The 22480-nt window shown below is 31.8% G+C and carries 20 protein-coding genes; 12 read left to right on the forward strand and 8 right to left on the reverse strand.

Annotated features, from left to right (window positions below):
- Positions 1-64: 64 nt before the first annotated feature.
- The 3 genes from EB819_RS10840 to EB819_RS10850 all read left to right on the forward strand — a co-directional run bounded on the left by EB819_RS10840 (position 65) and on the right by EB819_RS10850 (position 1362).
- On the forward strand, positions 65-310 hold the full coding sequence (locus EB819_RS10840) for an AbrB/MazE/SpoVT family DNA-binding domain-containing protein (RefSeq protein ID WP_069797411.1): 246 nt from the start codon (positions 65-67) through the stop codon (positions 308-310).
- The gene (locus EB819_RS10845; RefSeq protein WP_069797413.1) at positions 301-624 is read left to right on the forward strand and encodes a type II toxin-antitoxin system PemK/MazF family toxin; all 324 of its coding nucleotides are present in this window, start codon (positions 301-303) and stop codon (positions 622-624) included. Before EB819_RS10840 ends, EB819_RS10845 begins: the two co-directional genes overlap by 10 nt.
- A gap of 105 nt (positions 625-729) precedes the next feature.
- Positions 730-1362 carry a nitroreductase family protein gene (locus tag EB819_RS10850; RefSeq protein WP_069797415.1) on the forward strand — a complete coding sequence of 211 codons (633 nt, stop codon included), beginning with the start codon at positions 730-732 and terminating at the stop codon, positions 1360-1362.
- A 54-nt stretch (positions 1363-1416) separates the two neighbouring features.
- Here the strand turns inward: EB819_RS10850 and hemE are convergent, their stop codons facing one another.
- The 5 genes from hemE to EB819_RS10875 all read right to left on the reverse strand — a co-directional run bounded on the left by hemE (position 1417) and on the right by EB819_RS10875 (position 5978).
- Entirely contained in the window at positions 1417-2442 is a 1026-nt protein-coding gene (gene hemE / locus EB819_RS10855; protein ID WP_069797417.1) for a uroporphyrinogen decarboxylase, read from the reverse strand.
- A 130-nt stretch (positions 2443-2572) separates the two neighbouring features.
- Positions 2573-3244 (reverse strand): uroporphyrinogen-III synthase, encoded by a 672-nt coding sequence (locus EB819_RS10860; RefSeq protein ID WP_069797420.1) that lies wholly within the window; start codon positions 3242-3244, stop codon positions 2573-2575.
- 7 nt (positions 3245-3251) lie between these two features.
- Positions 3252-4160, reverse strand: a complete 909-nt coding sequence (hemC, locus tag EB819_RS10865) for a hydroxymethylbilane synthase (RefSeq protein WP_069797422.1) — start codon at positions 4158-4160, stop codon at positions 3252-3254.
- A 55-nt stretch (positions 4161-4215) separates the two neighbouring features.
- Positions 4216-5493 carry a glutamyl-tRNA reductase gene (hemA, locus tag EB819_RS10870; RefSeq protein ID WP_069797424.1) on the reverse strand — a complete coding sequence of 426 codons (1278 nt, stop codon included), beginning with the start codon at positions 5491-5493 and terminating at the stop codon, positions 4216-4218.
- Between the two features lie 68 nt (positions 5494-5561).
- The gene (locus tag EB819_RS10875; RefSeq protein WP_069797426.1) at positions 5562-5978 is read right to left on the reverse strand and encodes a GNAT family N-acetyltransferase; all 417 of its coding nucleotides are present in this window, start codon (positions 5976-5978) and stop codon (positions 5562-5564) included.
- Positions 5979-6179: 201 nt separating this feature from the next.
- Here EB819_RS10875 and EB819_RS10880 point away from each other — a divergent pair, with 201 nt between their 5' ends.
- The 6 genes from EB819_RS10880 (at position 6180) to EB819_RS10905 (ending at position 13149) form a co-directional block, all read left to right on the forward strand.
- Complete coding sequence (locus EB819_RS10880; RefSeq protein WP_069797428.1) at positions 6180-7205, forward strand: rod shape-determining protein; 1026 nt, start codon at positions 6180-6182, stop codon at positions 7203-7205.
- A gap of 19 nt (positions 7206-7224) precedes the next feature.
- Positions 7225-8076 (forward strand): rod shape-determining protein MreC, encoded by an 852-nt coding sequence (mreC, locus tag EB819_RS10885; RefSeq protein WP_069797430.1) that lies wholly within the window; start codon positions 7225-7227, stop codon positions 8074-8076.
- Positions 8066-8572, forward strand: a complete 507-nt coding sequence (locus EB819_RS10890) for a rod shape-determining protein MreD (RefSeq protein ID WP_069797432.1) — start codon at positions 8066-8068, stop codon at positions 8570-8572. The genes mreC and EB819_RS10890 overlap by 11 nt, the downstream gene beginning before the upstream one ends.
- Positions 8569-10566 carry a peptidoglycan D,D-transpeptidase FtsI family protein gene (locus EB819_RS10895; RefSeq protein ID WP_069797434.1) on the forward strand — a complete coding sequence of 666 codons (1998 nt, stop codon included), beginning with the start codon at positions 8569-8571 and terminating at the stop codon, positions 10564-10566. Before EB819_RS10890 ends, EB819_RS10895 begins: the two co-directional genes overlap by 4 nt.
- A 3-nt stretch (positions 10567-10569) precedes the next feature.
- Complete coding sequence (gene rodA, locus EB819_RS10900; RefSeq protein WP_069797436.1) at positions 10570-11799, forward strand: rod shape-determining protein RodA; 1230 nt, start codon at positions 10570-10572, stop codon at positions 11797-11799.
- Between the two features lie 82 nt (positions 11800-11881).
- Positions 11882-13149 (forward strand): IS3 family transposase gene (locus EB819_RS10905; RefSeq protein WP_124878729.1). Its coding sequence is split into 2 segments (ribosomal slippage): positions 11882-12221 and positions 12221-13149, totalling 1269 coding nucleotides; the frame shifts between segments, so codons are not numbered across the junction.
- Positions 13150-13218: 69 nt separating this feature from the next.
- Here EB819_RS10905 and EB819_RS10910 read toward each other — a convergent pair.
- From EB819_RS10910 to EB819_RS10920, 3 genes are all read right to left on the reverse strand, one after another.
- Positions 13219-13881, reverse strand: coding sequence for a C40 family peptidase (locus tag EB819_RS10910; protein WP_069797488.1), 663 nt, complete (start codon positions 13879-13881; stop codon positions 13219-13221).
- Between the two features lie 304 nt (positions 13882-14185).
- Positions 14186-14644 (reverse strand): GNAT family N-acetyltransferase, encoded by a 459-nt coding sequence (locus EB819_RS10915; RefSeq protein WP_069797478.1) that lies wholly within the window; start codon positions 14642-14644, stop codon positions 14186-14188.
- A 49-nt stretch (positions 14645-14693) separates the two neighbouring features.
- Positions 14694-16889 (reverse strand): glutamine synthetase III family protein, encoded by a 2196-nt coding sequence (locus EB819_RS10920; protein WP_069797486.1) that lies wholly within the window; start codon positions 16887-16889, stop codon positions 14694-14696.
- Positions 16890-17195: 306 nt separating this feature from the next.
- On the opposite strand from EB819_RS10920, the gene EB819_RS10925 reads away from it, so the two are divergent.
- The 3 genes from EB819_RS10925 to EB819_RS10935 all read left to right on the forward strand — a co-directional run bounded on the left by EB819_RS10925 (position 17196) and on the right by EB819_RS10935 (position 22387).
- Complete coding sequence (locus EB819_RS10925) at positions 17196-18884, forward strand: DUF6909 family protein (RefSeq protein ID WP_069797476.1); 1689 nt, start codon at positions 17196-17198, stop codon at positions 18882-18884.
- A gap of 88 nt (positions 18885-18972) precedes the next feature.
- Positions 18973-22140, forward strand: a complete 3168-nt coding sequence (locus tag EB819_RS10930; protein ID WP_069797474.1) for an N-6 DNA methylase — start codon at positions 18973-18975, stop codon at positions 22138-22140.
- Positions 22133-22387: a hypothetical protein gene (locus EB819_RS10935; protein WP_069797472.1), complete on the forward strand. Its 255-nt coding sequence runs from the start codon at positions 22133-22135 to the stop codon at positions 22385-22387. The genes EB819_RS10930 and EB819_RS10935 overlap by 8 nt, the downstream gene beginning before the upstream one ends.
- Positions 22388-22480 lie beyond the last annotated feature (93 nt).

Genomic DNA, 22480 nt, shown 5'->3' on the forward strand with positions numbered 1-22480 from the left:
ATAATCAATAATTTTTGGAAAGGAATGATTTTTGTTATTACTTTGTAATTACAAAATTTAGCTCATGGAACTATCAATCATCAACATAGGAAATTCTAAAGGAATAAGACTTTCAAAAACTATTCTAGAGAAATATAATATTCAAGATAAAATAGAACTCATTTTAGAAAAAGGCTTCATTGTTTTAAAACCTAAAGCAGAACCTAGGAAAAATTGGGAAAAAGCCTTCCAAGAAATGCACAAAAATGGCGATGACCAATTGCTTATTGATGATGTTTTTGACGATGAAAATTTTGAAGAATGGAACTAAATCAATACGAAATTGTTTTGGTAAATCTAGATCCTACAATCGGAAGCGAGATTAAAAAAACCAGACCTTGCCTTATCATTTCACCCAACGAAATGAATAAATTTCTCCAAACTTTAATTATTGCACCAATAACAAGTACATCTAAAGCTTATCCTACAAGAATTGAAATAAAAGGAAAAGAAACAAAAGGTTGGGTAGTGATAGACCAAATAAGAACTGTCGATAAGAGAAGAATTACCAAAATTTTTGGTAAAATTTCTGAAAATGAAATTTTAAAAATAAAGGAGGTTATAAAAGAAACTTTCGTAGATTAAAACCGTTCAATTTCTTGAGCGGTTTATTTTTTCTATGCTTTTCTTAACATAAATCAATGACAAAACCGCTCATCATAACTTATCTTTGTAAAATTTTTTTTTAAAATGGAATTATTAGATAAATTAAAGTGGAGATACGCTGCAAAAGCGATGAACGGAGAAAAAGTAAGCGATGAAAAACTTGAAAGAATTTTAGAAGCAGCACGTCTTGCTCCTACTTCTAGCGGTTTACAGCCTTTCGAAATTTTCGTGGTGTCTAATCAAGAGGTTAAAAATCAATTGAAAGAAGCAGCAAGTAATCAACCGCAAGTTGCAGATGCTTCTCATGTTTTGGTTTTCGCAGCTTGGGATACTTACACTGCAGAAAGAATCAACTATATGTTTGATTTAACGAACGAAGTAAGAGGTTTTACTAATGATGGTTGGGAAAACTACAGACAATTTTTATTGAACACTTATGTTCCTAAATCTGCTGAAGAAAACTTCGTACATACTGCAAAACAAGCGTACATTGCATTCGGTGCTGCAATTATTGCAGCTGCTTTCGAAGGTGTAGACGCTACTCCAATGGAAGGTTTCAGCCCAGAAAAAGTAGACGAAATTCTTGGTTTAAGAGAAAAAGGATTAAGAAGTGTTTTACTTTTACCTCTTGGTTACAGAGACACTGAAAAAGACTGGTTAGAAAAACTTGAAAAAGTAAGAAAACCAAAAGATAAATTTATCACAGAAGTGAAATAATACAAAAATCCTCAGAAAATTCTGAGGATTTTTAATTTATATAAAGATGGGTTTTTAACCCTTCCATTCTACCACTGCTCTAATAAAAGCTTCGGCGTTTTCTAAAGGAATGTTTGGCAAAATTCCGTGACCTAGATTAGCAATGTATTTGTCTTTGCCAAATCTATCAATCATTTCATGAACCATTTTTCTAATGACTTCTGGCGAAGAATGTAATCTTGCAGGATCAAAATTCCCTTGAAGGGTTATAGAATTATTGGTAAATTTTCTTGCCAATTCTGGTGTAATCGTCCAATCTACACCAAGAGCAGAAACTTTAGATTTAGTCATTTCTTCTAAAGCATACCAACAACCTTTCGCAAAAACTACAACGTGAGCTTCTGGAGCTAAAGCTTCTACAATTTGATTGATATATTTCCAAGAAAACTCTTGATAATCTTCAGGAGAAAGCATTCCGCCCCAAGAATCAAAAATCTGTACCGCAGAAACTCCGCTTTGTACTTTTCTCTTTAAATAAGCGATGGTTACATCTGTAATTTTTTGTAAAAGCAAATGCGCTGCTTCTGGTTGAGTAAAGCAAAACGACTTCGCAATATCAAAAGATTTAGAACCTTTTCCTTCTACTGCATAACAAAGAAGTGTCCAAGGTGAACCAGCAAAACCAATCAAAGGAATTTCGTTTTCTAATTTCTGTAAAGTGATGTCAATTGCATCATAAACATATTTCAGATTTTCTTCTGCTCCTTCTACTTGAAGATTTTGTACTTGTTCTAAGCTTCTAATTGGTGTATCTAGCCATGGTCCAACTGATTCTTTCATTTTGAAATCAATTCCCATCGCTTGTGGAACTACCAAAATATCAGAAAATAAAATCGCTGCATCTAGCGGAAATCTTCTAATCGGTTGAACAGTAATTTCTGCTGCCAATTCTGGAGTTTGACAACGCGTGAAGAAATCATATTGGTCACGAAGTGCAATGAATTCTGGCAAATATCTTCCTGCTTGTCTCATCATCCAAACCGGTGGTCTTTCTACAGTTTCGCCTCGTAATGCTCTTAAATATAGGTCGTTTTTTATCATTTTTATTATTTTGCTTCTCACAGATTACACAGATTTTCACAGAAAATAAATTCAAGATTTCTATTTCTTAGTCTTTAACTGATTTAATTTCAATCAATGAAAGAATTAAATTTTAAATTAAAAATCTGTGCTATCTGTGAGACATTATTATTTTAATTAAATCTTCTAAATTGCTTTCTTTACTGGTAAAAATTTTATTTTGTGTAAATTTTCTCAGCTCCTTTTCTGTCGTTTGTCCGATAGAAAAGATTTTCAAATTTTCTAAGGAATTAAACTTCGCAAAACTACGAACTCCACTTGGACTAAAAAAAACTACAGCCTCATATTTTTCATGAATTTTTGGGTAGAGAATTTTAGTATGGTAAAGCACTACTTTTTTGTAAGAAATATTCTGCAGTGGTAATGCTTTATCTAAAATATCAAGCGCTAAATTTCCACAGAAGTGAATAAAATTTTCTTTTTGACTATGCTTGAGAATAAATTCAGACAAATCATTAAGATGTTTCTTCACTTTAAAGGTTCCAAAACCGTTATTTCTCAATTCTTTTTTGGTTTTAAGACCTACTGCGTAGATTTTATTATAATGTACTTCTTGAAAGTTTTCATTCGGCTGAAAGCCATTTTCAAAGAAAGATTTTACAGCATTTACACTCGTGAAAATAAGTGAAGAATTCTTAAGTGGAAAAGGTTTGGTTTTAATTTTTTCAATCGCTATAAAATCCTTAAAATCACAAGAAAAACCGGTTTCTAATTTCTCTGAAACCTCATGTTCGATTCCGGTTTTGGTGAAAAGGATTTTCATGACGACTCTATTCCTTTATTTGTTTCTTAATTTCTTCCATCATTTCTTTTCCTCCGTTTTTTAGCACAAATTCTGCAAATTTTTTACCGTAATTTTCAGAATCATCATATTCAAATTCTTCAACTACATTTATCGTTTTACTTCCATCTAAAGAATTTAATCTTCCCGAAAATTTGATTTTATTTTCTTCAAAAACTGCGATGGCTCCAATTGGCGCAGTACAGCCACCTTCTAAAGTTCTGAGGAAATTACGTTCTATTTCAACGCAAATTTGAGTGGTTTTATGATTGATTTTTTGCAAAATTGCTTTGGTTTCTACATCATCTACTCTACTGGAAATCGCTACAACTCCTTGACTAGGCGCAGAAATCATAAAATCTAGCATTTCATATTCCAACTCCATTTCCATTCTTTTAATACCTGCCAAAGAAAAAAGCGTAGCATCAAAATCTCCTTCTTCTAATTTCTTTAGACGCGTCTGAACATTTCCTCTGATATCTGAAAACTGAGTGTTCGGGAATTTTTCTGACCAAAAAGCTCTTCTTCTCAAACTGCTGGTTGCGATTTTAAGTTCTGCTAAATCTTTATTTTTAGAAGAAGATTTTCTCACCAAAACATCTTGCGGAAAATCTCTTTCTAGAACGGCAGAAACTTCTATATTTTGAGGTAAAATGGTAGGAACATCTTTCAGAGAATGTACTGCAATATCTATTTCATTATTGAGTAAAGCGATGTCCAAATCTTTGGTAAAAACGCCCGTAATTCCTAGAGAATAAAGTGGTTGATTAAGATTTTTATCACCAGAAGAAAGCACAGGAACCAGCACTGTTTCGTAGCCTAAATTTTGTAATTTTTGTTCTACTTCTTTTGCTTGCCACATTGCAAGAGGCGAATTTCTGGTACCTATTCTAATCATTATAAAAATTTATTTTCTTGAAAACTTCGTAAATCCTAAATCGTAAATTCTAAAATTACTGATGTTTTTTGTTGAACTCTTCTTTAGGTTGTTCTACCAAAATTTCGTTCATCAACTTAGTAACTTCTTCAGCACGAAGCGGATTTTCGATGATATATTTCGCAAATCTATTGGTGATTTTTTGAATCAATTTTTCGGTGAGTTCCATGTCTTCTATATCCACATATCTGTGTTTTCTGTGGAAATTATGCATTTCATGGTCTTCGATATGTTTCAGCGCAGCTTTGAACTGATGAATATTCGGTGCGAATTTTCTTTTTCTTTCCCAAGCCAAAAATTCTTTGGTCATTTCCTTGATGATTTTCTCCGCTTTAGGAATTTCTTTCTTGCGTTGCTCGATGGTTTCTTGAATATGCTTAGACAATTCGTCTACGTCTACCAATTGCACCGCTTTACTTTCCGCTACTTTTTTATCTACATTATTTGGAATAGAAAGGTCTATCACCAATGTTTCTTTTCCATTTGGAAAATGTTTTTGGTGAATAATCGGATGAGAAGCGCCAGTTGCAACGATAAGAATATCTGTAGATTTCAGTTCTTCTTCAAAATTTTCAAAAGCAATTTGCGGAATACTATACTTTTCTGCAATTTTCTCAGCTTTTTCATAAGAACGGTTGGCGATTTTTACTTTTGGCTGATAAACATGTTTCACCAAATTTTCTACAGTATTTTGACCGATTTCGCCAGTTCCTAAAAGGAGAATATTCTTTTCTGAAATCTGTTTTTGAGTTTTTAAGATATAATGAACCGCTGCATAAGAAACAGAAGCTGCTCCGTTTGAAAGTGCGGTTTCGTTTTTAATTCTTTTAGAAATTTGAATCGCCGAATTGATGGCTCTCTCTAAGTAAGGATTGCTAAAACTTTTGTGTTTTTTGAATCGATGGTAAGCATTTTTTATCTGACCAATAATTTCGAAGTCTCCTAAAATCTGACTTTCTAAGCCTGCAGAAACCCTGAATAGATGATAAAGCGCTTCTTCGTTTTTCATCACATTTACAAACTGCATGAAATCCATCAAACTTACGTCTACACTCTTGCAATACATCTCTGCAATCGCAATATAATTATGAGAAGTAGTGTAGATTTCGGTTCTGTTACAAGTAGAAACTACAAATGCATCACCAAGTTTCTTTTCATGAATTTCTTTTACGAACTGTTTTACGTGTTCATCAAAAAACGCAAATTTACCTCTGATTTCGGCATTGGCTTTTTCAAAACTAATGCTTAAAACAGTGAAGTTCTGTGTATTATATGTCTTCGCAAGAGAATTCATTTCAAGTTTGCAAATTTAATCATTATTATGATATAAAATTTCTAATTTTCATCATATTTTAATAGATGTTATGAATTGAAATATTTGGTCATTACATAATGAAACCCGATAGGTTTTATGTTAAACAATTCACCTTCAATTTTATACCCTAATTTTTGGTAAAATTCCGCAGCTGTTTCTCTGGCATTCATCCAAATTTTTTGAATTTGTGCTTCTCTCAAAATTTCCTCAGCCATTTCTACCAATTTTTTCCCTATACCTTTTCCTTGATAATCTTCTGAAACTGCCATTCCTCTAATTTGAGCAATTTCTCCATTTTGCAAGACCGTGATAATCCCCACAATTCTATCTTCCACAAAATAACCTAGATGAAAAGTTTGGTCATCAAAATCACCATTAAATTCATGAGATTCTTGAGGAAGATTTTTTCTAAGGATTTCTCGTCTAAGAAGATAGGTCTCTTGTGGGCTAATTCTTTTAATCATTTGAAAATCTGAATATTAAATTATTTTAAGAATTGAAATTCATTAAATTCTCAACAGAGAAAAATAATTTTTAAAGTTTCGAGTTTAAAGTTACAACAAGCATTTAAAAATTTATAAAATTTTAACGATATTTTTTGTTTTTCATTATTTTTAAATGCTCTGAAATTTATATCTTTGTCACTTAAAAATTTATAGAAGAAAATGGGGTTATTTGATATGTTCACGCAAGAAATTGCGATAGACTTAGGAACAGCGAACACACTTATCATACATAATAATAAAATCGTGATTGACCAGCCGTCAATCGTGGCTATCGAGCGTTCATCTGGAAAAGCAATTGCCGTAGGAGAACAAGCGAAACACATGCAAGGAAAAACGCACGAAGATATTAAAACGATTCGTCCGCTAAAAGATGGTGTAATTGCAGATTTTGCTGCATCTGAACACATGATTAAGGAATTTATTAAACAAATTCCTGGTATCAAAGGAAAATTAATTCAGCCTTCTCTTAGAATTGTAATTTGTATTCCTTCTGGTATTACAGAAGTAGAAAAAAGAGCGGTAAGAGATTCTGCTCAAAAAGTTAATGCTAAAGAAGTAAGATTAATTTATGAACCAATGGCTGCAGCAATAGGTGTAGGAATTGATGTACAAAAACCTGAAGGTAACATGATTATCGATATAGGTGGTGGTACTACAGAAATTGCAGTAGTGGCTCTTGGTGGTATTGTTTGTGATAAATCTGTGAAAATTGCAGGTGATGTTTTCACGAATGATATTGCTTATTATTTAAGAACGCATCATAATTTATACATCGGAGAAAGAACAGCAGAAAGAGTGAAAATAGAAGTAGGTTCTGCAGTAGAAGAATTAGATGTAGATGTAGAAGATATTCCAGTACAAGGTAGAGATTTAATTACCGGTAAACCAAAAGAAATTATGGTAGGTTATAAAGAAATCGCAAGAGCTCTAGATAAATCTATCATCAGAATAGAAGATGCAGTAATGGAAACGCTTTCTCTTACTCCGCCAGAATTAGCAGCAGATATTTACAAAACTGGTATTTATTTAGCTGGTGGTGGTGCTTTATTAAGAGGTTTAGCAGACAGACTTCACAAGAAAACAGGATTACCAGTTTTCGTAGCAGAAGACCCATTAAGAGCAGTTGTTCGTGGAACAGGTATTGCTCTTAAAAACATGGATAAATTTAATTTCCTTATAAAATAAGTAAAAACCTAGTTATAGAATGGGGTTTTTGATAAGATTATTTAGCAAGAACGGATTATTTCTGTTCTTTCTTTTTTTACAAATAATTGCCGTAACATTGATTTTCAGTAGAAACTCAATGCAACAATCTTTTATTGCAGCACAAACTACCGCGTTTAATGCTTGGGTTTCTGGTTACATAGACGAAGGAACCAGCTACTTAAAACTGAAGCAAATTAATGAAGAATTAGTTGCTCAGAATAAAACGCTGATGCAAGAATTATACGGTAAAGAAAAAATTAAAAATCCTAGTTTTGTAAGAGTTACCGACACGATTGGTGGTGGACAGATTTACACTTTCGTAGATGGTGAAATTGTAAATAATTCTATCATTAGAAAAGACAATTATTTTACCATCAACAGAGGAAAAAGACATGGTGTTTTCCCTAAAATGGGTGTAATTGCACCACAAGGAATTGCAGGAATTGTGATCAATACCACTAATAATTATGCATTAGTACAATCTGTACTCAGCATGAACAAAATTAGAATTAATGCTTCTCTTAAAGATTCTGGATTTTTCGGAACGCTTACCTGGAGAGGCGAAAATTCTAGAACCATGCATTTATCAGACATTCCTAAATATGTGCCGATAAAAGTTGGCGACACCGTAGTTACAGATGGCAAATCTGCAATTTTCCCACAAGGAATTATGATTGGTAGAGTTGCTGGCTACGAAGTAGATTCTAAAACGGGATATTGGGATATTTCTGTAGAACTTAGCCAAAAAATGGGACAACTTAACAAAGTTTATGTTGTAAGAAATTTAAAAAAATTAGAAGTAAAACAAATTCAAGATACCCTTGATGCCACGATAAACAATGATCAGTAGAAATTTATTTACAGATGTTTTATTAATCGCAATGTTAGTCACATTGCAAATATTTTTATTTAACAGAATAGATATTGCTGGTAAATATACTCCTGTCATCTACATTATTTTTGTTTTGTTTTATCCTTTTTACAGGAATCTCTATATTTTCCTATCGGCGAGTTTTATTTTAGGATTATCTATAGACGCATTTTTAGGAACTTGGGGTATCAATGCATTTGCCACTACACTTATCGCCTATTTTAGAACCATTATTTTCAAAACTTCCACAGAAGTCTCTTCGGATGTATTTTCTTTCCATAATCTTCAGTGGTCGCAGTTTCTATTTTATATTTTTTCAAGTATTTTTGTGCATCAACTATTAGTTCAGAGTATAGAATTTTTTAAATTCGACAGGTTTTTTGAAGTAATACTTAATATTTTAGTAACCAGTGTTATTTCTATAATATTTGTACTCCTCTATTCGTTAGCATTTAAAATCAAAGAAAAAGTTTGAAAACAGCCTATTATAAAATTACCTTATTTCTCTTTCTCATTGCCGCAATTTTTGTGGCAAGATTGGTCTATTTACAGTTGCTTACAGATAGATATGCGCTCAATGCCGCCAATACTTCTATCAAAATAGACTATGTCATTCCTCAACGTGGAATAATCTTTGACCGAAACGGAAAAATTTTAGTAGGTAACCAGCCTTCTTATGAAATTTCTTTTACCCAAAGTCAAATGACGCCAGATTTTGACACTTTGGGTTTTTGTAATTTATTAAAAATCAACAAAAAAGATTTCATCAAAAAAATAGAGTCCATTAAAAAGGAAAAATATTACTCTAAGCTCACTCCTATGACTTTCAAAAGTGATATGAGCAGAGAGGAAATCGCTAGAATTCAAGAAATTATCTTCAAATATCCAGCTTTTAACATTGTAGAAAGACCTCAACGTAAGTATGAAGTTTCTACTTCAGGAAATTTACTTGGCTATACCAATCAGGTCAACGAAAATTACATCAAAAAAGATTCTCTTTATTATTTGCCTGGTGATATTGCTGGGATTACAGGAATAGAGCGCGCCTACGAAAAACAATTGCGTGGCGAAAAAGGAATGCGCTACATTCAGAAAGACATTAAACTGAGAAATGTAGGTCCTTATAAAAACGGTGAGTTAGATAAAGAAGTGGTTTCTGGTAAAGATTTAACGCTTACCATAGACTATGATTTGCAAAGAATTGCAGAAGAAATGCTCGTGAATAAGCATGGTGCAATTGTAGCACTTGACCCAAATAATGGAGAAATTTTAGCGCTCGCAACTGGGCCAGACATAGACCCAAATCTTTTTACAGGGCCTAACAAAAAAAGAAATATTTATAGATTGGCAAACGACACCATCTATGATAACAAACCTACTTATGACCGTTCAGTTCAGGCAGCTTATCCTCCAGGTTCGCCTTTTAAATTATTGACTGCACTAGCTGGCTATCAGATGAAAGTCATCAGTGATTCTACAAAATTTACATGTAGACATGGCTATAGAATGGGAAGACATACCATCGGTTGTCACTGTGGAACTTTTTGGCCAATCGGAATGGAAAAAGCCATAGAAAAATCTTGCAACAATTATTTTTCTAGTGTTTATTATAAAATCACCGAAAAATACGGCCCAAAAGGAAGAAACAGAGCCATAGATGAATGGAAAGAAATCATGAATAGCTTCGGTTTAGGAGAATTTATGAATAATGACTTGGCAGTTGGTGCAAAAGGAAAAATTCCATCTGGAGAATTTTATACCAAAAGATTAGGGGAAAAATGGCATCCGTATGAATCTGCTATTTTTAATGGAATGGGACAAGGAGACGTTCTACTTACTCCGCTTCAAATGGCAAATTTTACTGCCGCTATTGTTAATAGAGGTTGGTATTTTACACCACATATTGTGAAATCTATTGACGGAAAACCTAATCCAGACGAAAGATTTAAGAAAAAACATGTGACCAAAGTAGAACCTAGATATTTTGATGTGGTTCTAAAAGGTATGAAAGATGTTTTCATTGGCGGAACAGCTAGAGGACTTGCTTCTAAAGAATTCACACAACTCGGAAAAACAGGAACTGCACAGGTTCCTGGAGGAAAAGATAATTCAATTTTTGTAATGGCAGCACCTGCTGATAAACCAAAAATTGTAGTAGTTGCAGTAATAGAACACGCTGGTTTTGGTGCAACTTGGGCAGGTCCAGCTTCTACCATCATCGCTGAAAAATATTTGTTAGGAGATATTAAGAGACCTCATCTTTATGATAGAATGATAAAATCTAGTTTCATGGGAGAGTACAAGCGAATGTACATCAATCATCTTACCAAAAAAGGTTGGTATACCGCGCCAAAACCAGACCCTATTCAATTGAAAAAACTAGAAGACAGCCTAAGATTACTCAATGAAAAGAAGGCAGCACAAAACCCTAAAAAATTAAAAGACACCACTAAAAATAATAAAACGTAAAAGATGAAATGGGCAGAAGGAATTGATAAACTTGGCATTTTTCTATACTTGGCTATTTCACTTTTTGCAATAGCAAATATTTATAGTGTAGACGAAGGATTAGGAACCAAACAATTTATATTTTTTGGAATTTCACTCGTGGTAGGACTTGTAATTTTCACCATGAGAACAAAGTTTTTTGAAAACTTTGCAGGAATTTTTTTCATATTGGGCGTCCTTTCATTAGCAGGTTTACATGTTTTTGGAACTGAAATTTTAGGTCAAAAAAACTGGTACAAGTTTGGCGGATTTACCATGCAACCCGTTGAATTCGCAAAAATCGGAACAGCACTTATGCTCGCCAATTACGTTTCTGGACCTGATTTTAATCTGAAAATGAGAAAATCACAGTTGACGGTTTTAGCGATTATTGGAGTGCCAGCTTTAGTTGTTTTATCCATTCCAGATGTAGGTTCATTATTAGTATTTACTGCATTTGCAATTGCTTTATACAGAGAAGGTTTAAATGGCTGGCTATTTATAGTAGGGTTTGTTTTAGCCGCTGTTTTTCTTTTGTCGATTGCGTTTAATCCTCTTTACATTACTGGAGTTCTAGTAGGTTTAGTCCTCATTTTCATTCTCTTTAATTATCAAAAAATTCATTGGAGCGTTCCTACGATAGTCACCATTGTCGGAAGTTTGGGAATTTTAGCCGGCATCAGTTTTGGAACTCCAAAAATCATGGAAAAACTACCAAAGCATCAGCGAGAAAGAATAGAAGTTCTCTACAAAGGTGAAAAAGCTTTCCGAGACACTTCTGGTTATAACTTATTGTATTCTAAAACGGCTATTGGTTCTGGCGGATTTTGGGGAAAAGGTTATAAACAAGGTTCTGTAACTCAAGGGAAATTCGTTCCTGAACAAGAAACAGACTATATTTTCTGTACAGTGGGAGAAGAATGGGGCTTCTTCGGAAGTTTTCTTTTGGTGCTATTTTATGCTATTTATATTGGCAGAATATTTTACTTAGCCGAGACTCAAAAAAATACTTTTAATCGAGTTTTCGGTTATTGTTTTGCTGGAATATTACTCATGCACTTTTCCATCAATTTAGGAATGGTAATGGGACTATTTCCTACAGTGGGAATTCCATTACCTTACTTCAGTTACGGAGGAAGTTCGTTTTTAGCATTCTCTATTATGACCGCTATTTTCTTTAAATTAAATTACGCAGATAAGAATTCACTCGTATAAATAAAAAAACCTCCGCAACGATTTGCGGAGGTTTTTTATCACTTGTCTTGTCCTGAAAAAAGTTGACTAAAAATTAGATAATATGTCAACAAAAAAGAAAATTTCAAAAATTCCAAGTGCCCCACAAATTTATAGCGAAGCATTTAAACGTCAAGTTGTAAGTGAATTTGAGAGGGGTTTATTTACTAAAGCAGAACTTCGAAGACGTTACAATATTCTAGGCAATAGTTGTCTACCAAGATGGTTAAAAAAATATGGTAAATTTACCTATGAAGATAAATTAACTATTGGTCGTCCTATGAAAGATCCTCAACAACAGCGTATAAAAGAGCTAGAAGCTCAATTAGCAAAAAAAGAAGAAGAATTAAAAGTATTCAAACGATTTATTGAAATAGCTGAACGTGAACTTAAAATTGATATTGTAAAAAAGTCTGGTTCCAAGCAGTCGAAGAAATAAATGTAAATAGTTCATTGGCCACTTATGAATTATGCGAACTGTTTGGATACACAAAACAAGCATTTTACAAGCGAAAGAAAAACGTTAGAACACCTAAATACAACTCAGAATTATTACGAAGTTTAGTAGTTACTATTCGTAAGCAATTACCACGAACAGGTGGCAAGAAACTTTATGTAATGTTACAAGATGAATTTATAAAACATCATATATCAATTGGTCGGGATAATTTTTTAGATTTTTTAAAAGCAGAATATTTAAAAGTACCTAAAGTTCGAAGATATTACAAAACAACAAACTCAAGACATTGGATGAAACGCTATCCAAATTTAATTAGCAATTTAGTACTTAACAGGCCTGATCAAGTTTGGGTTGCTGATATAACTTATTTACGAACAAAAGAGAAAACATACTATTTGCATTTACTCACTGATGCTTGTTCCAAGAAAATCGTTGGTTATCAACTGTCAGATAATTTAATGAGTTCAACTACAGTAAAAGCTTTAGAAATGGCTTTGATTAACAGGGAAACAAAAAATCAACTTATACACCATTCTGATAGAGGTTTACAATATTGCAGTAAAGAATATACCGATTTGTTAAAGAAAAACAATATTTTAATTAGTATGACGCAAGAAAACGACCCATATGAAAATGCAGTAGCAGAAAGAGTAAATGGAATTTTAAAAGAAGAATTTGGTTTACATGAAATATTTGAAAACTATCAAAATTTAAACAAACAAGTTACACAAGCCATAACTTTATACAACAATTTTAGAATACATATGTCAATTAATATGATAACTCCAAACCAAGCGCATCAACAAACAATAATACATTTAAAACAATGGAAAAAAATAAATCGTAACAGAATTAATTCTGCTACGATTTAACTATATTTGAATTATTAACGAGTCAACCTTTTTTAGGACAACTCAACTATTTAATTTAATTAATCTATATTAATTCGTTGCTTCTGCAGTAGCAATATTTTGATCTTCTTTTAGAATTCTTTTGGCAAATCTATATTTTGGTCCCCAATAAGAATCATTAAGTGAAGAAACCATAACGCCTCTAGAAGTAGCTGCATGAATAAATTTAATTTCTCCTTCTGGTGTAACTTCTTGTACTATTCCTACGTGAGAGATTCTCCTGTTGTGCGCAAAGAAAACTAAATCTCCTTTTTGCAATTGCTGTCTCTCTACTCTTTCTCCTAGCTCAGCTTGTTCTGCCGCTACTCTTGGCAATTCTAAACCTGTAGTTTCTTCGTAAACATTTAAAACGAATGCTGAACAATCTATTCCACTTCTGGTAGAACCACCAAATCTGTAAGGAGTTCCAAGATATGTATTCGCTTCACTTAGAATATCATCAATCGTTTTAGCGTGAGAAATCGCTCCTGTAATCAAAGCAGCCATTTCTGATTTTTTTGCCATTTCAAAAGAGGCATTATAACTATCATAAGAACTTTTACTTGCAGAGTTCATATTTCTAGTATTAATTTTCTCTAAGTTGGTACTAGATTTGTACTTAGTAGGTGTAGAAACAACATAGTTTGTAACACAAGATTGCAACGAGAAGATGGAAATAATTGCAACCAAACTTAGCAAAACTCTTTTCTTCATATTTATTTGATTATCTGAGTAGATTTCTTTTTTAGACAAGACAAAAGTATATCATCCAAGTTTTTTAGGACTTGATAATTGTCAGCTAATCAAAAATTTTAACAATTTTTAACATTTGTCTTTCATTTGTTAAAAAAAAAATACCGCGAGGCTCCTATTTTGGAAATCCTGCGGAATTTTTTTTTAAGACTTTTTAACAAAATATTGTCAAAATCTATAAATTATATAACGCTAGTCTATAATGATGTAAACTTTAACGAAGGAAATTCTTTATTATTAAATTTATTATGTAAATTTCTTAAAATCAATACACTAACTGTTTTAGAAAACAAATGCTATTTTCTACATTTTCATAAGGTTCATAATTAGGAATACGTGAATAGCCGGACTTTTCATAAAGATGAACCGCCGAAACTTGCTGAACTCCAGTTTCTAAAACAGAAAAATTGTAACCTTCTTCTTTTGCCCATTTTTCTAAAAGCAAAAGCACCATTTTAGCATAGCCTTTTCCTCTATATTTTTCTTTGGTAAACATTCTCTTAACTTCGATGGTTTGGTCATCATATTTTTTATAAGCACCACAAGCAATGGGTTCTTTGTCTAAATAAATAATAATACAGTTTTTTATAGCATCTAGCTTATTATATTGAGCATAAAAAGAATGGTCTTCTCCATCTATTTCTGCAAGATAAAGATCTAATTCGTAGACTAATTTTTGGAAATCTTTGTGATGGGATTCGGTTTTTAGGATATCTATTTTCATATTAATTATTAAAAAAAAATCCCTCTCGAAAAGGAGAGGGAAGTTGTGATTATCTAGTGAATAATAATTCTCTGTATTTTGTGAGTGGCCAAAGCTCATCATCTACCATCATTTCTAATGCGTCTGATGCTTCCCTAATTTTATCAAACAATGGCTTCACTTCGTTACAATAGGCTTCTGCCTGTTTCTGCGAGTTGGTAGTAGATTTTGCTTTATCTTTTGCTTTTAACAACTCTTCTACTCCTAACTTAATAATAGAAACGTTTTCAGAAATCTGAGTAATTAAACTCATTTGTTCTTTTGCTAAAGCCTTGAATTCTTTATCTCCGAAAATTTCTTTTAATCCTTTCACATTGTCTATCAATCTGTTCTGATAGTTTAATGCAGCTGGAATGATGTGATTTCTAGCAATATCTGCCAAAACTCTAGCTTCAATATCAATTACTGTAGAATATTTTTCTAACTTAATTTCGTTTCTAGCTTCTACTTCTACATGAGAGAAAACGCCCATTTCTTCGTAAAGTTTCACGAACTTTTTGTCCATTTCTCTTTCCAAAGCTTCTGGAGTAGTTTTAAGGTTAGATAAACCTCTTTTCTGCGCTTCTTTTGCCCAGTCATCAGAATATCCATCTCCTTCGAACATGATGTTTTTCGATTGTTTGATGTATTCTCTTAACACATTGAAAATAGCTTCATCTTTTTTAAGACCTTTTTCAATTAAAGCATCTACTTCTTTTTTGAATTCTTTTAATTGTTTTGCAGCGATGGTGTTCATTACCGTCATAGATTCTGCACAATTTGCAGAAGAACCTACCGCTCTAATCTCAAATTTATTTCCTGTAAATGCAAAAGGCGAAGTTCTGTTTCTATCTGTATTGTCTAATAAAATTTCTGGAATTTTACCTACTACATTTAGTTTTAATTCTGTCTTTTCTTCTGGAGAAAGTTTTCCATTAGTTACTTTTTCTAATTCAGAAAGTACACTATATAATTGAGAACCGATGAAAACAGAAATAATTGCTGGTGGCGCTTCGTTAGCTCCTAATCTGTGGTCATTACTTGCAGAAGCAATGCTTGCTCTTAATAAATCTGCATATTCATGAACTGCTTTAATCGTATTCACGAAGAAAGTCAAAAACTGTAAGTTTTTCTTAGGATTTTTCCCTGGGCTTAGTAAATTTTCGCCAGTATCTGTAGAAAGTGACCAGTTATTGTGTTTTCCACTTCCGTTTACTCCAGCAAATGGTTTTTCGTGTAATAAAATATGGAAATGATGTTTGTGAGCTACTCTTGCCATTACATCCATTAATAATGAATTGTGGTCTACAGCTACGTTTGCTTCTTCAAACATTGGAGCCAACTCAAATTGATTTGGAGCAACTTCATTATGTCTAGTTGTAACAGGAATTCCTAATTTCATACATTCTATTTCTAGCTCCTTCATAAAATTCATCACTCTAGTAGGAATAGAACCGAAATAATGATCATCTAACTGTTGACCTTTTGCTGGAGAATGTCCTAACAATGTTTTACCAGTTAATACTAAGTCTGGTCTTGATTGATATAATGCAGAATCAACTAAAAAGTATTCTTGTTCCCAACCTAGAGTAGGAACCACCTTCGTTACATTTTTGTCAAAATATTGCATTACTTCTGTTGCGGCTTCGTCTACAGCATGTAAAGCTCTTAATAATGGTGCTTTGTAATCTAATGTTTCACCAGTATAAGAAATGAAAATAGAAGGAATACAAAGTGTAGTTCCCATAATAAAAGCTGGAGAAGTAGGATCCCAAGCGGTATAACCTCTCGCTTCGAAAGTATTTCTAATTCCACCATTTGGGAAAGAAGAAGCGTCTGGTTCTTGCTGAATAAGCATTCCACCGTTAAATCTTTCGATAGCTCTTCCCCCTTCAATTGGAGTAAAAAATGAATCGTGCTTTTCTGCAGTAGCTCCAGTTAATGGCTGAAACCAGTGAGTGTAGTGAGTCACTCCTTTAGACAAAGCCCAATCTTTCATTGCTACAGCAACCTGATCTGCGATATGTCTTTGGATTTTTGTTCCTTTTCTTATAGCATCTAAGATAGACTGAAATGCTTCTTTGGTTAAATATTCTCTCATGGTTTCTTCAGAGAAAACATTTTCGCAATACAATTCTGATAATTTTGCAGGAACATCTACATGATTATCTTTTCTAAAGTTTTTAAAAGGAAGCGTTTCTAACGCTTTAAATCTTAATGTTGACATATAGGTGTTAAAATTTTCAGCAAATTTAAGTAAAAAATCGAAACTTTTATAAAATACCCCTAAAATTTTAAGGGTAATCATAAATTTTATATAGATTTTAAATTAGAAAATTAGTAAAACCGATAACTTAAATCTATTTTAATGTAAAATTAATCTTTGTTTGTGCTTTTGTTCATACTTTAGAGAAACAAAATCATTTGAAAAAAAAATAACTTAAACACCTCAAAATCAATACAATTAAGTACTTTATCTTAAATTCAAAATAAAAATTGTATCTTTGTAGACTTTTTTAAAAACAAAATATATATGGCAAATTCTAGAGCAAGAGAAACAACAGAAGCAATCGAAAGAATTTATGTCTCTATGAGACATTTGTTTTACAGAGGATTTTTTAAACCTTCAGGAGTTTCGGGTGATAGCATTAGAAGCCTTCTAAAAATCATCAATCCAGAAATCTACGGAACCATGAATGTTCCTAATAAAGTAGAACTAGATGGTTTATTATATGTATTAGACAGATTACCAGAAGGTATAGAAGAATGCGCATTTATTCACCTTACTTCAGACGAAGGTTTTGACAAAGGAAGTTTTGAACCTATAGTTCCTAAAAAACGTAGAAGAAATTGCTATAGAATAGATGAACACCAAATGAACATAGAAGTTCTACTTGGTCGTTCAGAAATTTATGATATTCTAACTCACCTTACCTTTTTATATATAGAAGCAGACAAAATAAGAAACATTGCTTTCTTAATTGATGAAGACGGAGAACCAAAACGTTCTTGGAAAATTATAGAACAAGTTGCAAAAGGTGAGAAAAAATTCAGCAGAAAAGAAAAAGAAGTAGCTCTTATTCATCTTTCTTCGCTTTTGGGAAGAACTTTCGAAGAAACGCTTAATGCTTATAATAATTTCGGCGAAGACCATAATCCTGATAGACTTTTCAAAATTATTTATCACTTAGGAAAAGTAAGTTTTGACGACTTGAAACAAGTGAGAGAAAGAGAAATTCATTTCAGTGCTATTCTAAAAGAAAGAGTTGGTCACCACTATTTCGGTGAAAAATGGGCAAATCACGTAAAACAAGTTCTAGGAGATAACAATTTATTAAACAGACCTTTACATATTATTTCTGCGAATATGCACTCGGTAAAAAACATGCTTTTTGCCAATGACGCATTGAAGAAAAAGAATACTAAAGATGTAGATTATTCACTTTACGAAGAAATTTCTAACAAAAAGGAACTTAGAGATAAAGTTCTGGAATATGCAATTTCTAAAGAAATGATTTACATAGACGATAATTCTGGTAGTAATATAGATGTACAGTTAATTGATTTATCAAAAGTAGACCTCAAAAACTCTCCATTTGCCAATTCTGGATACAAAGGAGATGATGTTTTAATGGTTTTTGATTACGCTTTTGGTGAACAGGCTTTTGAAGTGATGGATGAGTTATTAAGACCATTCGAATACGAAGGAAATGTGTACACCATGAATGTAAAATCTGTTTCCATTATGGGGAAAGCAGGTATTTTAACGGGCGAAAAAGGTGATATTATGATTCCTACGTCACATATTTTTGAAGGAACTGCAGATAACTACCCTTTTGAAAACGCTCTTAAATTAGAAGATTTTGTGGATGATGAACTTAGAGCCTTTGAAGGCAGTATGATTACCGTTCTTGGAACTTCTTTACAAAATAAAGATATTCTTACTTATTTCATGACTACTTCTTGGAAATCAATCGGGTTAGAAATGGAAGGCGCGCATTATCAAAAGGCAATACAAGTGGCTTCTAAAATCAGAAAACACATTTCAGAAGATTTATTTGTAATGTATGCGTACTATGCTTCTGATAATCCACTAGAAACAGGTTCCACCCTTTCTTCTGGCGGTTTGGGATTAACGGGCGTAAAACCAACGTACCTCATCACGCTAAGAATTTTAGAAAAGATTTTACAGTCTTCTACTAAAAACAAAACAAAGAAATAATATTAATAATATTTTAGTTCCTATATTTTTTAGGAACTTTTTTTGTTATTTTTGTAGATTATGTATATTCTTTTTTTAGAATCAAAAAATGAGCGAGGAACTGAACCAAAGAGATTTAATCAATAATCCCGAAAAGATTGGGAAATATGACTTCCGAAATATTGGAAGCACTTCGCTTTTGCAATTAAAAAAAGCAGGAATTATTCACGGAAAAGATTATAAAGGTTTTGAAAAAAGAAAACCAGATGCCATTATTTCGATTCCAGAAGTTGTAAAATCTAAAGTAAAAACTACATTAGGAATTGTAGAAAATAAATCTACCTCACAATTCAAAACTAAAAAGCAAAAAGAATCTGCATTAAAGCAAGGTTTAGAAGTAGCAGAAGTTTTAGAGGCTAAATTTGTAGTAATTACAGACACTATTGATACCATTTGGGCAAATGCTAAAAATGGAGAATTAATTTTAGATGAAAAAGGCAGAGAAATTAAAACACCCTTTGACCCTAAAAATCCAGATTTAGAGAAATTAATTGAAAAAATTGTTGAAAGTGTTGATGAAAATAATTCCCAATTAATTGAACCTCGTTTAAAAGACCCTACAAAGTTAGCAAAAAGCATTTGGCAAGATTTGTGGATGGCAGCTGGTGCAACTCCTGAAAATTGTCTATATTCTTTTGTTGAATTATTCATTTTCAAATATTTAAGTGATTTAAACGTACTGCCTAATCATTTAAGTTATGATAATTTAATGAATATTTATAAATCTAATGATAATGCCGAAGAAACATTAAATTATTATGCAGGAACAATTAGAAAAGAAATTAAAAAACTTTTCAAAGCTTCCGATAAAGATAACACCACCATAATAAATGGAACTATTTTCGTAAGTAAAGACGAGGAAGCTGTAAAAGGATACGGCACAGTTTTTATTAAAATTCTCAAAAAATTTGGTGATGAAAAAGAAGGTGGTGGCGAATTAAAAAATATTGACAGAGATTTTAAAAGCAAATTATTTGAAACTTTTCTTAAAGAAAGTATCAGTAAGAAAAACTGGGGACAATATTTCACTCCTCTTAAAGTGGTAAGAGCAGTTGCAAAAATGGCACAAAGTGATATTAAACCAAATATTACAATGTGTGATCCAGCTTGTGGTGTTGGTAAGTTTTTACTAGAACCGCTTTTAATAAACAATGAAATTGAAGATTTTTTCCCTGTTGAAAATGGAGTTTTAAAGCCGAAAATTAAACTGATAGGAATTGATAAAGGGTTTGATAAGGAAGAACAAAAAACCATTATTCTTGCCAAAGCCAATATGCTAATTTATTTGTCTGACCAAATCAGAAAAAATGCAGGAATTACCAATCAATTTGCCGATGTCTTTAATGAAACTTTTGAATTAAAAACTAAAAATATTTTAGGAACACTTCGTGATACAAAATATGAAAATAGTATAGATTTAATCCTAACCAATCCACCCTATGTAACAACAGGAAGCAGTAACTTAAAAGAAGAAATTAGCAAAGTTCAAGAACTAAAAGATTTCTACAAGATTAATGCGATGGGAGTGGAAGGTTTATTTATGGAATGGATTATTCGTTCTTTAAAACCTGGTGGAAAAGCTTTTATTGTGGTGCCTGATGGAATTTTTAACAGGCAAAATGATAAAAATCTTCGTCAGTTTATGTTAGACGAATGTTTGATAGATGGTATTATTTCTTTACCGTTAAATACATTTTTTACAACTAATAAGAAGACATATATACTTGCAATAACTAAAAAGAAAAATAAAACTGAAAAACAGTCTGAACCTGTTTTTGGGTATTTGGTGAGTGAAATAGGAGAAAGTAGAGATATTTACCGTTTTGATATTGAACAAAATGATTTAGATGATGCTGTTGAATATTTCAATATTTTTAAGGGAAATAAAAAAGGGTTTGAAAAAGTAAACAATCAAAATAGATGTAAAACTTTTGATATTCAAAAGTTTATTGAAAGCGTAGATGTTCCAAATGGTTGGGTTATTGATAAATGGTGGTCTGATGAAGAGAAAATAAATCTTGGTATTTTAGATAAAAAAGAAAAAATATCTGTATTAGATTTTGCATTACTAATTGAAGATGTAGCTAACACAATTAAAGGATTTGAAGATGAGCTAAAAGAAGTTGCTGATAAAAAAAAAAATGATTTAAATACAAAATCTTTTATATTATCAGAAATCTTTAAAATTGAAAAGGGCAAGTCTAAATATACTAGAAATTTTGGAAATTCAAATAAAGGAGAATTTCCAGTATATTCTGCTTCTAATTTTGAGCCGTTGACTCATATAAATACTTTTGATTATGACGGTGTATATTTAACTTGGGCAACCAATGGTTTTGCAGGTTATATAAAACTAATCGAGGGAAAGTTTTCTATAAATGGCGATAGAGGTTTACTTGTTCCAAAAATTGAGGGATTAAATCTTAAAGTTATAAAAGAATTGCTTCAACCTACATTTAGAAATCTTGCAAAAGGTAGAAAAGGAGAAAATGGAGAAGATGAATTCACAAAAGTATATCCTTCAATGATAGAGAATATTGAAATTCAATTACCAATAAATTCAGAAGGGAATATTGATATTAATTCATTAAAAATAATTGAGGAACAAATTAATACTGTTAATGAAATAAAATCTAAAATATCAGTTTATAAAAAACAAATTGAAGAATTGAATGTTGAGATAATAAATAATTATAGTAACAAGGATTACAAAATTGATGAAATATTAGAAATAATAGGTGAAGACAATATCACGAAGGCATATATAGAACAAAATAAGGGAGAATACCCTGTTTATTCTGGACAATTAGAAAACGAAGGCATCTTTGGATATATAAATTATTACAAATATGACGAAACTCTACTAACTTGGGTTACTTATGGTAATTCAGGAAGAATAAAAAAAGTTACTGGTAAATTTAATATTGGAAGAAATAATTGTGGATTAAGACCAAAGTCTGATAAAATAGACTTGGATTACATAATGTATATTGTTGAACCAATTTTTGTAGAAAATGTGAAAGGAGAGAAACAAAAAAGTTTACCTCAATCCATTGTGAAAAATTTATCAATCCCAATCCCAATCAACACAAAAGGCGAATTTGATTTAGAAGCACAAAAAGAAATTGCAGAAAAATATCGCAAAATAGAACAAATCAAAAAAAGCATTTCAGCAGAATTAGATAAAATTGCTAATATTGAAATAGATTATGAGTAAGCTCCAAACCAAAATCCTTACCGCACTAAAAACCAACAAACTTAATCCTACCAAATTAGGAGAAAGAAAATGGTATAAATATTTTATTTCTATTAATGAATTAGTTTGGGCAAGAAATTTTGTAGACTGCTATTTGATTCATATTTATTCCGATGATTATAAAACTAAACATTTAGCAACTTTTATACTAACTTATGATTTTATAAAAAATGAAAATATTTTAGATGTAACTTATGAAAGTTTTTAAAAATAAATAAATTTCAAAATCCTCTAAAAGTCTATTCTTCTAGAGGATTTTTTTTATAAACCCCCTTCAAAAAATTTAAAAATTATATATTTG

Origin of the sequence: Cloacibacterium normanense (assembly GCF_003860565.1) — a bacterium.
Taxonomy (GTDB): Bacteria; Bacteroidota; Bacteroidia; order Flavobacteriales; family Weeksellaceae; genus Cloacibacterium; species Cloacibacterium normanense.

What these genes read in the sequence shown, in the direction of transcription:
- EB819_RS10840 (WP_069797411.1), top strand. Translation starts at nt 65, where the DNA reads ATGGAACTATCAATCATCAACATAGGAAATTCTAAAGGAATAAGACTT.
- EB819_RS10845 (WP_069797413.1), top strand. Translation starts at nt 301, where the DNA reads ATGGAACTAAATCAATACGAAATTGTTTTGGTAAATCTAGATCCTACA.
- EB819_RS10850 (WP_069797415.1), top strand. Translation starts at nt 730, where the DNA reads ATGGAATTATTAGATAAATTAAAGTGGAGATACGCTGCAAAAGCGATG.
- hemE (WP_069797417.1), bottom strand. Translation starts at nt 2,442, where the DNA reads ATGATAAAAAACGACCTATATTTAAGAGCATTACGAGGCGAAACTGTA.
- EB819_RS10860 (WP_069797420.1), bottom strand. Translation starts at nt 3,244, where the DNA reads ATGAAAATCCTTTTCACCAAAACCGGAATCGAACATGAGGTTTCAGAG.
- hemC (WP_069797422.1), bottom strand. Translation starts at nt 4,160, where the DNA reads ATGATTAGAATAGGTACCAGAAATTCGCCTCTTGCAATGTGGCAAGCA.
- hemA (WP_069797424.1), bottom strand. Translation starts at nt 5,493, where the DNA reads ATGAATTCTCTTGCGAAGACATATAATACACAGAACTTCACTGTTTTA.
- EB819_RS10875 (WP_069797426.1), bottom strand. Translation starts at nt 5,978, where the DNA reads ATGATTAAAAGAATTAGCCCACAAGAGACCTATCTTCTTAGACGAGAA.
- EB819_RS10880 (WP_069797428.1), top strand. Translation starts at nt 6,180, where the DNA reads ATGGGGTTATTTGATATGTTCACGCAAGAAATTGCGATAGACTTAGGA.
- mreC (WP_069797430.1), top strand. Translation starts at nt 7,225, where the DNA reads ATGGGGTTTTTGATAAGATTATTTAGCAAGAACGGATTATTTCTGTTC.
- EB819_RS10890 (WP_069797432.1), top strand. Translation starts at nt 8,066, where the DNA reads ATGATCAGTAGAAATTTATTTACAGATGTTTTATTAATCGCAATGTTA.
- rodA (WP_069797436.1), top strand. Translation starts at nt 10,570, where the DNA reads ATGAAATGGGCAGAAGGAATTGATAAACTTGGCATTTTTCTATACTTG.
- EB819_RS10910 (WP_069797488.1), bottom strand. Translation starts at nt 13,881, where the DNA reads ATGAAGAAAAGAGTTTTGCTAAGTTTGGTTGCAATTATTTCCATCTTC.
- EB819_RS10915 (WP_069797478.1), bottom strand. Translation starts at nt 14,644, where the DNA reads ATGAAAATAGATATCCTAAAAACCGAATCCCATCACAAAGATTTCCAA.
- EB819_RS10920 (WP_069797486.1), bottom strand. Translation starts at nt 16,889, where the DNA reads ATGTCAACATTAAGATTTAAAGCGTTAGAAACGCTTCCTTTTAAAAAC.
- EB819_RS10925 (WP_069797476.1), top strand. Translation starts at nt 17,196, where the DNA reads ATGGCAAATTCTAGAGCAAGAGAAACAACAGAAGCAATCGAAAGAATT.
- EB819_RS10930 (WP_069797474.1), top strand. Translation starts at nt 18,973, where the DNA reads ATGAGCGAGGAACTGAACCAAAGAGATTTAATCAATAATCCCGAAAAG.
- EB819_RS10935 (WP_069797472.1), top strand. Translation starts at nt 22,133, where the DNA reads ATGAGTAAGCTCCAAACCAAAATCCTTACCGCACTAAAAACCAACAAA.